Origin of the sequence: Campylobacter vulpis, assembly GCF_014217995.1 — a bacterium.
Lineage (GTDB): Bacteria > Campylobacterota > Campylobacteria > Campylobacterales > Campylobacteraceae > Campylobacter_D > Campylobacter_D vulpis.
This window is the reverse complement of record NZ_CP041617.1, coordinates 1,485,320-1,498,685: the sequence shown is the minus strand read 5'-3', so window position 1 is coordinate 1,498,685 and position 13,366 is coordinate 1,485,320. Positions and strand designations below refer to the sequence as shown.

The window sequence follows — 13,366 nt, the reverse complement described above, 5'->3', positions numbered from 1 at the left end:
ATTGAGAGAGAGGCTTTGCTAAAAACTAAACTTGATGCCCTTGTAAGCGAGAAAAACACTGAAAGAGGCTTAAAAGAATTTGCCGACCCCTTGCAGGTGGCTAAACGATTTAGCGATCCTTATATCGCCTTAATGTGTGCTTTATTTTCTTATGGAAGTGCTAAAAATATTATGAAATTTTTAGAAAGCCTTGATTTTACTCTCATCGATAAAGAGGAAAAAAAGATTATAGAGGGCGTTAAAGACCTTAAATACCGCTTTCAAACAAGTGAGGACATTAAGCAAATTTTCATCACTTTTGCTAGACTTAAAAAAGCCTATGATTTAGAGGAAATTTTTACAAAACCTTATAAAAAAAGCGGCAAGCTTGTTGATGGAATTAAAAATTTCATTAATTTAGTTTATCAAATTAATAATTATACAAGTAAAGGTTACACGCACTTTTTTGGCACAGCTTGGCAAAACGAGCCAAAATCCCCTTTAAAGCGTTATAATATGTTTTTGCGTTGGATGGTGCGTAAAGACGAGCTTGATATGGGGCTTTGGAAACAAATTTCAACGAAAGATTTATTAATCCCTCTTGACACACACACGCAGAAAATGGCGTTAAATTTGGGACTTTTAAAGCGTAAAAGCTATGATTTTAAGGCGGTTTTAGAACTCACGCAAAAATTAAAAGAATATGATTTTAATGACCCTATTAAATACGACTTCGCCCTTTATAGATTAGGGCAGGGGGGAGCTAGTGGAGCTTGAGTTAAGCGTTTATGCGATTCTTTTTTGTGTGGCTATTTTTGCGGGCTTTATCGATTCTATCGTAGGTGGAGGTGGGCTTATCACTATCCCAGCTCTTATGGCAAGTGGTATCCCGCCACACCTTGCTTTAGCGACCAATAAGCTTCAAAGCGTTTTTGGCTCTTTCACAGCAGCAGCGACTTATTTTCGCTCTACCACTCTCCAGCATCTTGCTTGGGGCGTGTTTTTTACAGCACTTGGGGCGGCTTTTGGAACTTGGAGCGTTTTGCTTATTAAAGATGAGCATTTAAAGCTTATTATTTTAATCTTTTTAAGTCTTACCTTTCTTTACACAGTCTTTAAGCCTAGCCTTGGCAAAAGAGAAAGTGAGCCTAAAATTCGCAATATTAAAATTTTTCATCTCATTTTTGGGCTAATTTTAGGTTTTTATGATGGCTTTTTGGGTCCGGGGACAGGGTCTTTTTGGATTTTTGCCTGTGTGTTATTTTTGGGTTTCAATATGAAAAAGGCTAGTATTAATACAAAAATTCTTAATTTTTCAAGTAATATTATCGCTCTTTTTATCTTTCTTTGGCTTTATGATGTGCTTTGGCTTGTGGGACTTTTAATGGGTGTGGGGCAGGTTTTAGGGGCGTTTTTAGGCTCAAAGCTTGTGCTAAAAACAAATGGGAAATTTATTAAAGTGTTATTTTTAGTTGTTGTGGGAGCGACTATCATTAAAGTAGCGTGGGATTATTTTGGTGTCAAGGGGGAGACTTGAACTCCCGACCTCCGGCTTATGAGACCAGCGCTCTAACCAGCTGAGCTACCCTGACTTGTGAAAGTGTAATTATATCTTTTTTTACTAAAATTTGGCTGATTTTATAAAATTTTTAGCTATAATTTTCTTTCTTATCATAGAAAGGTGTCCGAGCGGTTGAAGGAGCACGCCTGGAACGCGTGTAAAGTGCAAGCTTTCGAGGGTTCGAATCCCTTCCTTTCTGCCATTTCTTTATTAATTTGGATTCCTTTATCGTTTTTATAGCATCTTGCCATTTGCAGGTTTTAGTTATATGTTAGCTTAGAACTAAAATTCTTCCATTCATTAAATTTGTTACCATCACTTCTTGTATTAATCTAAAAGTTTTTTATTTTTCTTTAAGCATGAATCATATAGTCTTACACCAAATATAATGTTCATTCTCAAAACATTTTTGAGTAACCTTTCTCCAAATTATATTTTCCTTTCTTTTATCTATAATAATAATTTCAACTTCTTTGACTTTACATATGAAAATACAGGCTCTTCTTACCCGTCTTTGCATATTGTAATTAACATTTGAATTGTTTTTTAAGAAATAAATTAAAAGCTTTGTTAAGTTTTTTATAATTAGAACCTAAATCTTGAATTGTTTCATGGTTAAAAGTCCTGTTTGGAGCAATGCAACTCTAAAATTTAAACTTTATTATATCTATACTTTTATCATAAGTAAACTCGTTGGGATTTGATAAGCTTTTTCTATCTAAAATTTTAAGTGTTTGTTGGCGACACTACAATAAGAATTTCTTAATATTTATGGTATTTTACAAATTATTATAAAATTTATTTATCAGTGTCAAATCACTACAAGTGAAATAATAGCAACTAGTGCCATTTTAGATAGAATTTTCATTTTTAATCCTTGTAGTAAAGTGATTTGCTTTTTTATAAAAAATTTGCATAATTTTAGCATAGTTTTTTTGATAACCATTTTCTAGAGAAAATTTTTCACATTTCCCTCCATAGCTTCCGCCACTAAACCTATAAAAAGTATGTTTTGGGATAAAAATGAGGCTTGGAATTTGTAAAATATCACAAAGATGCACTATGCCAGTATCCACAGAGATAAGCCCATCAAGTCTGTTGCAAAAAGCTACAAGAGAGGCTATGCTATCACTATTAACAAAGACTTTTAAATTTTCTTTTTCTTTAATGTTAAATTGTAAGGTATTGTGTGTGAAATTAACTTATAAAAATGGTGAAAAATCGATTTTATTTAATAAATTTCTTAGATTAATTATTGAAATAAAATCTGAAATTATTAGCATGGAAAATAGATATAATTTGGAAAAATATTCAATATTTAAAAATTTTTTATTAATATTTTAAAAAGCATCTAATTAGGAGAATTGAATAATCAATACAATTGAATTTTTATAGTAAATAAATTTATAATTATTTGGGAAAAAACTATATAGTAGTAATCTTTCGACAATAGTAAAACCAACAATAAACTTTTATGATACTTACATAATACAAACAGATAAGTTTCTTAACAATATTTTTTGCGGTAGTTGATGATGGAAAGGATTTAATGTTAATGAATTGTAAATTGGATACTTTTGCTTAGGTGGTATGTGTATACCGTATAGACGAGATTAATAAATTATTTTCTAATGTAGATACATCTCAAAATTTTTGTAATAAAAATCAAGATGTTAAATAACTTCAAAGAAAAAGGTAAAAGGATAGATATGAGAGGTGTTGTGAATCTTAAAAATCAAACTAAAATCTTTGATTTTAATATAACATAATTATTTTTGTTAATAAAAAAATGTTAATATAAAGATTGATAATCAATATTCAGTAAGAAAAGTTTATGTAGATTGTTTTTATTTTGAAAATGATTATTCAATTACATTAAGTAGACAAAATTTTAAAATTTCTAATGAACATAATAAGTAAATTTATTGATAACTTATAAATGATGCGAAAAATATTTTTGTAACAAAATGACTTAAACATTATACATGAGAAAAAGTAAAAATTTCACATCTATGATTTAAAGAACTAAAAACAAGAAAAAAGACTAAAGAGGTCTATATTTTAAAGTTTTATAAAATAAATGTAAATTTAGGTGAAAATAAAATTCTCAAGCTTTACTACAGATGAAAAACTATTTAAGTTTTTTGAAATAAAGAGTTGCTTGTAAAAGATAATTTCATTTGTGTGATTAATACTATAAAAATGGATTTTTGTTAATTGATGTTGCAATTGAAGAGCTTTCTAATGCTAAAAGACTTGATATGAATGAAGATAAAAGTTCTATACAAATTCTTTTATAAATTAAAAGGCACCTTTTATGAATTTTAAAAGAAAAGATAGTAATGTTTCAAAAAAGAGGGGTAAAAAATGTCTTTTTGGACTGGTGTTAGAGTTATTTGGTTAGCTTTTTTTGTTAAAATTGCAAAAATATAAAGGAAAACAATGGCGACTATACGCTCACAAACTCCCCTTCGCTTAGGACTTGCTGGCGGGGGGACGGACATTAATTTATACTGCGATACCTACACAGGTTATGTTTTAAATGCGACTATTTCGCTTTTTGTGCATTGCACTCTCATAGAAAGAGAGGATAATAAAATCATCTTTGACTCCCCAGATACGGGTGGGTATTGCGAATATGAAAGTCGTTTAAGCTTAGAAAATGACGGCAAACTTGATATTTTCAAAGCTGTTTATAACCGTATTGTGAAAGATTATGCTAAAAAACCTTTAAACTTTTCTTTACATACTTATAGTGATGTGCCTAGTGGCTCGGGGCTTGGTGGGAGTTCGACCTTAGTTGTTGGTATGTTAAAGGCTTATGCAGAGTGGTTGAATTTGCCCTTAGGCGAGTATGAAATCGCAAAATTAGCTTACGAGATAGAAAGGGAGGATTTAGGTATAGTCGGCGGTGCACAGGATCAATATGCTGCAACCTTTGGAGGCTTTAATTTTATGGAATTTTACGCCGATAAACGCGTGATTGTAAATCCCTTGCGTATTAGAAATTACATTGTGAGTGAGTTAGAAAGTAGGGTGGTGCTTTATTTTACCAACATCACAAGAGAGGCTAAGGACATAGAGGAGCATAAAAAGGGTAAATTAGGAGATTCAAAAAGTCTTGAAGCGATGCATAGCATCAAACAAGACGCCATTGATATGAAAGAGGCTTTGTTTAGAGCAGATTTTAAGAGGCTTGGCGAAATTTTAGAGCGAAGTTGGAGAAGTAAAAAGACTATAAGTGAGATAGTGAGTAATGACGAGCTTGAAAGAATTTATCATCTAGCTGTGAGTAATGGTGCTTATAGTGGGAAAACAAGCGGTGCTGGGGCTGGAGGCTTTATGTTTTTCCTCTGTGAGCCAACGCAAAAATACCGCCTTTGTGAGCTTTTAAACAAGCAAGGTGGCTATGTAGCAAATTTTTCATTTATTAAAGAAGGAGTAAAATCGTGGAGAGTATGAAGGCGTATATTAAAAATCATTTTGAAGAGAGTTTGAGAGTAAAGGAGCAAATTTTAAGGGACGAAGAGCTAATCTCCCTTATAGAAAAGGTCGCAAGAGAGCTGATTAAAGCGTATCAAAATGGTAAAAAAACTCTCATTGCAGGAAATGGCGGAAGTGCAGCGGACGCACAGCATATGGCGGGGGAATTTGTGAGTCGCTTTTATTTTGATAGACCCGGCATTCCAAGCCTTGCACTTACAACGGATACGAGTATATTAACTGCCATAGGTAATGACTATGGTTATGAAAAGCTTTTTTCAAGACAGCTTGAGGCACAAGGGGTAAGCGGAGATGTATTTATAGGAATTTCAACGAGCGGAAATTCTAAAAATATCTTAGAAGCTTTGAAAGTGTGTAGGCAAAAGGGAATTTTAAGCGTAGGACTTACAGGAGCAAGTGGCGGAGTGATGAATGAGTTGTGTGATTATTGTATCAAAGTGCCAAGTTCTTGCACTCCACGCATACAAGAAGCCCACCTTGTCATTGAGCATATTTTATGTGCGATAGTGGAGGAGGAGCTTTTTGGTAAGGGCTTTTAGTGGAGGCTATCGTCCTTTGTGGAGGGCTTGGCACGAGGCTTAGGGCTGTGGTAAAAGATGTGCCTAAGCCTATGGCGGCTGTGGGGGGGAAGCCTTTTTTGGAATTTATCTTTGAATATTTGAAAAAACAGGGCGTTAAAAGTGTAGTTTTAGCCGTTTCTTACAAATATGAAGTGATACAAGAGCATTTTAAAAATGAGTTTTTAGGTATAAAGATAAAATATAGTATCGAGCAAGAGCCACTTGGCACGGGAGGAGCGATAAAACAGGCTTTAAAGCTTTGCGAGGGGAGAGAAGTTTTCGTGCTAAATGGAGATAGCATTTTTGAAATTTCTTTAAAAAATTTGCGTTTAAAGGGGGCGAAAATCTGTCTTGCTCTAAAAAAGATGTTTGATTTTCAAAGGTATGGTGCGGTAAGTATCGATGAAAAGGGAGAAATAGTTGAATTTAAAGAAAAAAGCTTTTGTAAAGAGGGTTTGATAAATGGGGGAATTTATTTGCTTAGCAAAGATATTTTTGAGAGGTTTTCGTTTTTAGGTCATTTTTCTTTTGAAGAGTTTTTAAGCACAAATTTCAAAGTCTTAAAGGCAAGGGCGGAGCTTTTTGAAGATTATTTTATCGATATAGGCATACCGCAAGATTATGAAAAATTTTCTCGTTTAAAGGGCGAGAGATGACTTTTATAGATTTTTGTAGTGGTATTGGCGGTGGGCGTTTGGGGCTAGAATCTTGTGGTTTGAAATGTTTGGGTTTTAGTGAGATTGATAGAGCAGCCATTAAAACCTATAAAACTTTTTTTAACACTTCAAATGAGCTAGAACTCGGCGATTTAACGCAGATTAATCCACAATCTTTGCCTAATTTTGATTTGCTTATTTCTGGTTTTCCTTGTCAAAGCTTTAGTATTGTTGGCAAAAGAGAGGGGCTAGAAAATAAAGAAAAAGGACAGATTATTTTTTATCTTGCTGAGATTCTAAAGGCTAAACAACCTAGCTTTTTTATCTTAGAAAATGTTAAAGGCTTACTCAATCACAATAAAGGACAAACGCTAAAAGAGATTCTAAAACTCTTAGAATCTTGTGGCTATCAAGTTTTTCATAAGCTTTTAAATAGCCTTGATTTTCACAAAAGGTTAAATTATGCCAAAAATTTACATTAAAAACAGAGATAAGCTTATCATTTGTGGTTTATTCTTATCCAAATTTGATGATTTGGCTTATAAATCTTTAGGCTTTTCTAGCTTTGTGGAATCTTTTAATATCTTAGGACTTTCTTTGCAAGGAAAGCCTAGCAATATCAAAAATTACAGAGATGAGTTTGACCCATATTTTGATAATGCTAGAAAAGGTTGGTATCAAAGAGAGCTTAGAACTTATACAAAAGAAATTTTTGAGCAGTATAAAGATATGGGATTTGAATCTTTTAAAAATCTAGTTTCTAGCTTTTTGATTGAAAATTATGAAGAAAAATTGCAAGTGAATGAATTTTTAGACTCTAAAATAGAAATAGGCTTTATCAAAAGAGTAGCGACAGGCAAAGCCGCAGAACAATATTTTAGAGCTAATTTTATGCAATATTTTAAAGGTTTTTCTTTGTTTGATAGTAGGGATTTTGGCTGTGGGTTTGACTTTAAAATGCAAAATGAAAAAGAATTTTATTGCGTTGAAGTGAAAGGGTTAAGCGAGATAAGTGGGAATTTTATGCTAACGGAAAAAGAATACAATGTTGCACAAAGTTTGCAGGATAAATATTGTCTTTATATTGTAAGCAACCTTAAAGAAAAACCTAGAGAAAATGTATTTTTTAATCCCATAAAATGCTTTAATTTTGCCAAGCAAAGTAGGCAAATCACACAAACAAGCTATCAAGGAAGCTTTAATATATAAAATACAAATAGAATATTTAGGTTGTATGCACAAATATGTAATACCAAAATTCACAAAATCTTTTAGCTTTAGTTCTAAGCAAGAAGCCTTAGAAAAATATAGAATCCTACTTGCTACTTACCTTGTGGGCTATGGTGTATTGTGGGATAATATAAGTGAGGAAGAACACGAAAAAAGACTTTTAGCAAAAAATTTAGAAGAGCTAAAAGATATAGAATCTAAAGCCCTTTTTAATAAAGAGCTAGATTATAAAATAAGCCTTGTGGAGCGTGTATAATGTATCTAGCAAAAAAGTTCTTTATAATGCAAAATAAAATTCCGAGTTTAAATGATATTCTAAAAGGTAGGGGGCAGTTTGCAAGTGAATGGTTTTTGGTAATTTTAAGACTAGAAAGCAATATAGAATGGGTGCTAAAACCCATCAATGAAGTGATAAATTTTTATGGTGGTGAAGTTATGTTTTCTCTACAAGGAAGCCTTAAGATTGGCAAGGTTACTATGCAAAGAAAAGGTGGCGATGGTGGTAGAGAAAGTGCGAAAATGTTGCAATTTAAGATTGACCCCACTTTATTACTAAAGTAGAGTTTATTAACTATCTAAAATTCAATATAATTACTGAATTCTTTAAAAAACATATTTTAAATTCTCAATTATCTTATATTTGATGATAATATTTTTATTTTTAAAACAAAATGATTGTTATAAAATTAAAATTACTTATACCTACGATGAAATTTTAAAGTAAAGTTGTCCTGACATCGTAGCTTCGTGGAAGTATTATCAGGAGTTTGAAAAAATTTGTGAAAATTTACAATGATTTTTTAAGCTTATGAAATTCAATTTTTGTTAAAATAGCTTCAAATTTTTCAAAAGGATTTCATATGGCTATCGTTTCGACCCTCTTTGCTGTGGTGGTTGTGGCGTATTATATCCTTAAAAAGTATAATCCCATTTTCACCTTTTTGTTTTCAGGTATGATTATTTTAATTTTTGCATTTTATTATTTTGGTGCACCTATACCAAAAGCTCCAGTTAGAGAGAGTGCAAGTTTTTTAGATGTCATTCTTGATAGTTTCGCCTTTATCACGGCGACTTTTAAAACTCAACTTGCTGGCGTAGGACTTATTATTATGAGTGTGGCGGGTTTTGCTGCTTATATGAAGCATATTAATGCTTCTGCAAAACTTGCTTTTTTGGCAAATAAGCCACTTGGGAAGATTAAAAACAAGTATTTAATTTTAAGTGGCACTTTCATTGTGGGTATGGCTCTTAAAATCGTTATCTCAAGTTATGCTGGACTTTTGCTTTTGCTTTTGGCTTGTATTTATCCTGTGTTAATCGCACTTAAAATTCGCCCCATTACTGCCGTTTGTGTGCTATCTTTAATCGCTCTTGATTATGGTCCAAAAGATGGAAATTCCATCAATATGGCAGATATGGTTGGTCAAAAAGATAATGTTGTAGGACTCTTCTTAAACTATCAGCTTTGGGTTGTGCTTGCTTATGTTGTTGTGATTGCGGTTTTAATCCCTTTTTATTTTGCTTGGGTGGATAAAAGAGATGAGAAAAAGGGCTTGTTAATGGACGAGGTTGAAACGCCAGAGATTATAGACCCAAAATGTCCAACACTTTACATACTTTTCCCTTGGCTACCTGTGGTATTTTTGTTTTCGGCATATTTTTTAGGGATTAAGCTTGATGTGGTAACGGCGAATTTTGTAAGTATTGCTTTGGTTTTCATTGTTGAATTTGCAAGACATAGAGACGCTAAAAAGCTTGGTGAAGATATGGTTGTCATCTTAAAGGCTATGGCAGACATTTTTGTCAGTGTGGTTAGCATCATCATCGCAGCCGGTGTGTTTGCTGAGGGCATTAAAGCTTTAGGCGGAGTAGGAATCTTAGCCGATGCGGTAAGCGTTTTAGGTAAAGAAGGCGAATTTGCCAGTGTGGCAGTGCTTGCAAGCATTGTGGTTTTAAGCTTTTTGGTTTATGGTTTTACGGTGATTATGGGAAGTGGGATTGCCGCTTTTAATGCTTTTGGTCGTTTAGCTCCAGATATCGCTACAAAGCTTGGCATTGCACCTATTACTTTAGTCCTACCGATAGAAATAGCCTCTTGTTTAGGTCGTGCTGCTTCGCCTATTGCTGGAGGAATTATCGCTTTGGCTGGTTTTGCTAAGGTTTCGCCTATGGATATTATCAAGCGCACCACTCCACTTTTACTCATCGCTATGCTTGTAAATATTCTTGTATCATTTTATTTGGCTAAAACAAATCTTACATTAGAAAATGAGCTAAGTATGGCAAAAGTAGAAAAGATTGTTAAGGTTTGATTAAAAATTTAAAGGGTTTTGGTGTTTTTAGCACCTTATACCCTTACTCTAAGGTTTAAAATAACGCATTAATTCTAAAGTTTCTTTATCTAACAAAGTTCCACGATTTTCTAAATCTTCCATAATGGCAAAAAACGCTTCTTTTTTAAGATTTTGTCCAAATTTTGCTTTAACACTTATGTTTTGCACTTCTATTATGCCAACAAATACGCCTTTTTCTTGTCCCCTAAAAGGGCTTTTTTCCATATCGATATTCTTGTTTTCATATTTTTTGACGAGAGCTTTTAAAATTTGTTTTTTACGCTCAAAATCTTCTTCTACAAAAAACTGCCCCTCAACATACACGGAAAAGAAAAATTGTGTTGGAATCATTGTATTATTTAAAAAACTTGAGGGGATGTAAGCATAGGGTTTAACCGCATTAAAAGATACGAGAGGATTGTGTTTTAAAAGCTCATATTTGCGTCCCGCTTTTGCGCCGTGAAAATAAATTTGTCCATTTTCATATGCAAAGCTGATTGGCACACCATAAGGACGCTCATCTGGGATTATCATTGTTCCGAAAGTGATGGAGTTTAGCATTGTTTCTACAAGCTTTAAATCACCACATTCAAATTCATCTCTACGCATATTTTTCCTTTAAATTTCTTAGTTTTTTACATACCATATAGGTTTATTCTATATAAAAGAACTTTAATTTTACACTATTTTGCTAAGATGTGCTTATGAAAATCTATCTTTGCCAAACGGACACAACGGCTGGTTTTTTAAGTAAAGACAAAGCTTTATTAAACAAGCTTAAAAATCGCCCATCAAACACACCTTGTCTTATTACAGTGGCACATTTTTCCACACTTTTAAGCTTTACAAGAGTGCCAAAACACTTTAAAAATTTAGTAAGAAAAGCACAAAAAACGACCTTTATTTACCCCAATCAAAAAGCTTTAAGAATTGTAAAAAATGGCAAACACGCCAAATTTTTACAAAAACACGGCTGGTTTTACTCAAGCTCGGCAAATAAACACAAAAAGCCTTTTAAGCTTAGTTACGCTCTTTTTTTAGCGAAAAAATACAAAATAAAAATAATCGATAAAAATTTACACGAAGAAAGTGCTTCTAAAATTTTTAAACTTTCTCGTTCTAAAATGCGTAAAATGCGTTAAAATTTATCAAAAAAGGGCGTAAAATGACAAAAAGCGTAAGAGCTAATCAAACTCAAGACTTTAAAAAAATCAACCAAAAAGAACAATTTGTTCTTAAAGTTTCTATGTATTGTGCTTTGATTTTGGCTATTTTTGGTATAGGTTTTGGAATTTTTGTCAAGTCTATGGCGGTGATTTTTGATGGTTTTGTGGCTCTCATAAGCGTGGCTCTTGGAATTTTGAGCGTTTTAACTTCTAGCTATATTTATAAAGAAGATGATGAAATTTTTCAATACGGCTATGGGCGTTTTGAACCTATGGTTAATCTTTTTAAGTCCCTTATTTTAGTGCTTGTATGCGTTTATGCTCTTTTTGATGCCTTGCATAGTTTATTAAATGGAGGCTATAAGGTGGCTTTAGGTGGGGCGGCTGTTTATAGTGCTTGTGCTTTTATTTTTTGTGCTATGCTTTTTACTTATACACATTTTTATACACGAAAATTAGATTCTGACCTCATTCGCGTGGATAATGCCGAGTGGAGGATAGACTGCGTTTTGTATTTAGGTGCTTTGGTAGCTTTTGGAACGATTTGGCTTTGCTCTTTTTGGGAATTTGCGTGGCAAAAGGAATTTGCTTTTTATATCGACCCTGCTCTTTTGGCTTTGCTTTCTTTAGCACTTATTTTTACGCCTCTTCGTATAGCGGTGGCAAATTTTAAAGATTTGATTATGGTTGCACCTTTGGAGCTTGATGAGAGGATTACAAAAATTATGGAAGATTTAAGCAAGGAATTTGACTTTAGTGATTACGATACACATGTAGCTAAATCGGGTAGGTTTTATATGGTGGAAGTGAATATTTTAATGCAAAAAAATTTTCAAGTCAAAAGTCTTAATGAATTTGACCTTATAAGAGAACGCATAGAAAAAGCTCTTGAAATTCCAAGTTATAAAATTTGGCTTTCTGTGAGCTTTACTGCGGATAAAAAGTGGCTTTAACTATTAGGATTAGGCAGAGTAGCGATACTTACAGGCTGGGGGGCGACTTGAGTATTAATTTGGCTTAAAAGTTCTAAGGTTTCATTAAATTCCACGCTTTGCTCTGGAGTTTGACTAAGAAATTTTTGCATTAAATCCTTTTTCATAATGGCTTCATCAAGCTCTTTATCACTGCCTTTTTGATAAGCTCCTATGCGAAGTAGGACTTCATTTTCTTTCAAAAGTGAGCTAAGGCGTTTAAATTTTCTTGCACTTTCTTTGTGCGTTTGGCTAATAATATCATTCATCACCCTAGAGGCTGAATTTTGGATATTTATAGGTGGATAAATTCCAAAATCCGTCAGTTCGCGACTTAGCACAATATGCCCATCAAGAATTGACCTACTTTGATCGGCTATGGGATCGCTCATATCATCACCATCAACTAGCACGGTGAAAAATGCCGTTATCGTTCCCTTACCCTCCTCTTTTCCCGTTCTTTCCATTAGTTGAGGTAAAAGACTTAACACACTTGGCGGATAGCCCTTAGTTGTAGGTGGCTCTCCTAAAGCCAAGCCTATCTCTCTTTGTGCCATAGCAAAACGCGTAACACTATCCATAATAAAAAGCACATCTTTACCCTGCTCTTTAAAATACTCCGCCACACTCATCGCACAAAAAGCACCATATTTACGCATTAAGGCACTATCATCGCTTGTAGCTACGATAATGACGGTATCATCTAGCTTTCCGCCAAGATTTTTTTGGATAAATTCAGGGATTTCACGCCCTCTCTCGCCGATAAGTGCGATGACCTTGACAGGAGCTTTTGAGTTTTTAACTATCATACCCATCAAAGTTGATTTACCCACTCCACTTCCAGCAAAAATTCCAAGCTTTTGCCCCACACCGCAAGTTAAAAGCCCATCAATAGTCTTAACTCCTGTGGGAAAAATTTCTTCAATCAGGCCCCTTTTCATCGCATCAATGGGCGGACGCATTATAGGCATAAATTGCGTGATTTCAATCGCTCCTTTGCCATCTTTTGGCTTCATAAAAGGATCAACCACACGCCCTAAAAGCTCATCACTCACGCCTATTTGCATCCCCGCATCGCTTAAAAAAGCCCTATCGCCTATCTTAAAGCCCTCGATAAAAGAAAAAGGACTAAGGTAGCTAAATTGTGCTTTTATCTCCACAACCATAGCTAGAGTTTGCAAATTTTCATTTTCATTTGAAATGAGTCTTACTATATCGCCAACGCCTGTTTTAAGTCCTTGAATTTCTATATTTGTGGCAGAAATTTTTGTGATTTCTCCAAAAACGGAAGTTAAATTTTCATCTTTTAGCTTTTTTCTAAGTTTTTCTAAGCTCACCTTTTGTCCTTAAATTTAAATTTATGGCTTGTTTCAATTTAAAATCTAAATAACACTACAATTATTTTT

General features: G+C 33.5%; 15 protein-coding genes, 2 tRNA genes and 1 pseudogene. 14 read left to right on the top strand and 4 right to left on the bottom strand.

The features are described 5' to 3' along the window. The first annotated feature begins 15 nt into the window (after window positions 1-15). Together CVULP_RS07725 and CVULP_RS07720 are read left to right on the top strand one after the other, a co-directional pair. A complete protein-coding gene (locus CVULP_RS07725) occupies window positions 16-756 on the top strand; it encodes a TIGR02757 family protein (protein WP_099507614.1) in 741 nt (246 codons plus the stop codon). After that, window positions 746-1,516, top strand: a complete 771-nt coding sequence (locus CVULP_RS07720) for a TSUP family transporter (protein ID WP_099507615.1) — start codon at window positions 746-748, stop codon at window positions 1,514-1,516. The genes CVULP_RS07725 and CVULP_RS07720 overlap by 11 nt, the downstream gene beginning before the upstream one ends. Here CVULP_RS07720 and CVULP_RS07715 read toward each other — a convergent pair. Further along, window positions 1,495-1,571, bottom strand: a tRNA-Met gene (locus CVULP_RS07715). The two genes, CVULP_RS07720 and CVULP_RS07715, sit on opposite strands and share 22 nt — an antisense overlap. A gap of 83 nt (window positions 1,572-1,654) precedes the next feature. On the opposite strand from CVULP_RS07715, the gene CVULP_RS07710 reads away from it, so the two are divergent. Continuing rightward, window positions 1,655-1,742 (top strand) — tRNA-Ser (locus tag CVULP_RS07710). Window positions 1,743-2,391: 649 nt separating this feature from the next. Here CVULP_RS07710 and CVULP_RS07705 read toward each other — a convergent pair. Next, window positions 2,392-2,616, bottom strand: coding sequence for a hypothetical protein (locus CVULP_RS07705; protein ID WP_265415664.1), 225 nt, complete (start codon window positions 2,614-2,616; stop codon window positions 2,392-2,394). 1,366 nt (window positions 2,617-3,982) lie between these two features. Between CVULP_RS07705 and hddA the strand changes: the two genes are divergently transcribed. The 9 genes and pseudogenes from hddA (at window position 3,983) to dcuC (ending at window position 9,802) form a co-directional block, all read left to right on the top strand. After that, on the top strand, window positions 3,983-5,002 hold the full coding sequence (gene hddA / locus CVULP_RS07700; RefSeq protein ID WP_099507494.1) for a D-glycero-D-manno-heptose 7-phosphate kinase: 1,020 nt from the start codon (window positions 3,983-3,985) through the stop codon (window positions 5,000-5,002). After that, window positions 4,999-5,583, top strand: coding sequence for a D-sedoheptulose 7-phosphate isomerase (gene gmhA2 / locus CVULP_RS07695; protein ID WP_215729003.1), 585 nt, complete (start codon window positions 4,999-5,001; stop codon window positions 5,581-5,583). Before hddA ends, gmhA2 begins: the two co-directional genes overlap by 4 nt. After that, window positions 5,583-6,260: a D-glycero-D-manno-heptose 1-phosphate guanosyltransferase gene (gene hddC, locus CVULP_RS07690; RefSeq protein ID WP_099507492.1), complete on the top strand. Its 678-nt coding sequence runs from the start codon at window positions 5,583-5,585 to the stop codon at window positions 6,258-6,260. Before gmhA2 ends, hddC begins: the two co-directional genes overlap by 1 nt. Further along, window positions 6,257-6,742: a DNA (cytosine-5-)-methyltransferase gene (gene dcm / locus CVULP_RS07685; protein WP_252195547.1), complete on the top strand. Its 486-nt coding sequence runs from the start codon at window positions 6,257-6,259 to the stop codon at window positions 6,740-6,742. Before hddC ends, dcm begins: the two co-directional genes overlap by 4 nt. Continuing rightward, the gene (locus CVULP_RS07680; RefSeq protein ID WP_099507491.1) at window positions 6,723-7,469 is read left to right on the top strand and encodes a DUF3883 domain-containing protein; all 747 of its coding nucleotides are present in this window, start codon (window positions 6,723-6,725) and stop codon (window positions 7,467-7,469) included. Before dcm ends, CVULP_RS07680 begins: the two co-directional genes overlap by 20 nt. Window positions 7,470-7,494: 25 nt before the next feature. Then, a complete protein-coding gene (locus tag CVULP_RS07675; RefSeq protein ID WP_099461244.1) occupies window positions 7,495-7,746 on the top strand; it encodes a hypothetical protein in 252 nt (83 codons plus the stop codon). A 26-nt stretch (window positions 7,747-7,772) separates the two neighbouring features. Continuing rightward, on the top strand, window positions 7,773-8,051 hold the full coding sequence (locus CVULP_RS07670; RefSeq protein ID WP_372712843.1) for a PDDEXK family nuclease: 279 nt from the start codon (window positions 7,773-7,775) through the stop codon (window positions 8,049-8,051). A gap of 172 nt (window positions 8,052-8,223) precedes the next feature. Next, window positions 8,224-8,286: pseudogene (locus CVULP_RS08815) on the top strand (DUF2972 domain-containing protein); the annotation flags it as partial. Window positions 8,287-8,350: 64 nt separating this feature from the next. Next, window positions 8,351-9,802 (top strand): C4-dicarboxylate transporter DcuC, encoded by a 1,452-nt coding sequence (gene dcuC, locus CVULP_RS07665; RefSeq protein ID WP_099507490.1) that lies wholly within the window; start codon window positions 8,351-8,353, stop codon window positions 9,800-9,802. A 48-nt stretch (window positions 9,803-9,850) separates the two neighbouring features. On the opposite strand, the gene CVULP_RS07660 is transcribed toward dcuC, so the two are convergent. Then, on the bottom strand, window positions 9,851-10,432 hold the full coding sequence (locus tag CVULP_RS07660) for a pyridoxamine 5'-phosphate oxidase family protein (protein ID WP_099507489.1): 582 nt from the start codon (window positions 10,430-10,432) through the stop codon (window positions 9,851-9,853). A 95-nt stretch (window positions 10,433-10,527) separates the two neighbouring features. Here CVULP_RS07660 and CVULP_RS07655 point away from each other — a divergent pair, with 95 nt between their 5' ends. Beyond that, window positions 10,528-10,965, top strand: coding sequence for a Sua5 YciO YrdC YwlC family protein (locus CVULP_RS07655; protein WP_099461297.1), 438 nt, complete (start codon window positions 10,528-10,530; stop codon window positions 10,963-10,965). A gap of 23 nt (window positions 10,966-10,988) precedes the next feature. Next, window positions 10,989-11,942: a cation diffusion facilitator family transporter gene (locus CVULP_RS07650; RefSeq protein WP_099507329.1), complete on the top strand. Its 954-nt coding sequence runs from the start codon at window positions 10,989-10,991 to the stop codon at window positions 11,940-11,942. On the opposite strand, the gene fliI is transcribed toward CVULP_RS07650, so the two are convergent. Continuing rightward, complete coding sequence (gene fliI / locus CVULP_RS07645) at window positions 11,939-13,297, bottom strand: flagellar protein export ATPase FliI (RefSeq protein WP_099507328.1); 1,359 nt, start codon at window positions 13,295-13,297, stop codon at window positions 11,939-11,941. The two genes, CVULP_RS07650 and fliI, sit on opposite strands and share 4 nt — an antisense overlap. Window positions 13,298-13,366: the final 69 nt, after the last annotated feature.

What these genes read in the sequence shown, in the direction of transcription:
- CVULP_RS07655 (WP_099461297.1), top strand. Translation starts at nt 10,528, where the DNA reads ATGAAAATCTATCTTTGCCAAACGGACACAACGGCTGGTTTTTTAAGT.
- CVULP_RS07680 (WP_099507491.1), top strand. Translation starts at nt 6,723, where the DNA reads ATGCCAAAAATTTACATTAAAAACAGAGATAAGCTTATCATTTGTGGT.
- CVULP_RS07650 (WP_099507329.1), top strand. Translation starts at nt 10,989, where the DNA reads ATGACAAAAAGCGTAAGAGCTAATCAAACTCAAGACTTTAAAAAAATC.
- dcm (WP_252195547.1), top strand. Translation starts at nt 6,257, where the DNA reads ATGACTTTTATAGATTTTTGTAGTGGTATTGGCGGTGGGCGTTTGGGG.
- dcuC (WP_099507490.1), top strand. Translation starts at nt 8,351, where the DNA reads ATGGCTATCGTTTCGACCCTCTTTGCTGTGGTGGTTGTGGCGTATTAT.
- hddA (WP_099507494.1), top strand. Translation starts at nt 3,983, where the DNA reads ATGGCGACTATACGCTCACAAACTCCCCTTCGCTTAGGACTTGCTGGC.
- CVULP_RS07675 (WP_099461244.1), top strand. Translation starts at nt 7,495, where the DNA reads ATGCACAAATATGTAATACCAAAATTCACAAAATCTTTTAGCTTTAGT.
- CVULP_RS07660 (WP_099507489.1), bottom strand. Translation starts at nt 10,432, where the DNA reads ATGCGTAGAGATGAATTTGAATGTGGTGATTTAAAGCTTGTAGAAACA.
- CVULP_RS07670 (WP_372712843.1), top strand. Translation starts at nt 7,773, where the DNA reads ATGCAAAATAAAATTCCGAGTTTAAATGATATTCTAAAAGGTAGGGGG.
- gmhA2 (WP_215729003.1), top strand. Translation starts at nt 4,999, where the DNA reads ATGAAGGCGTATATTAAAAATCATTTTGAAGAGAGTTTGAGAGTAAAG.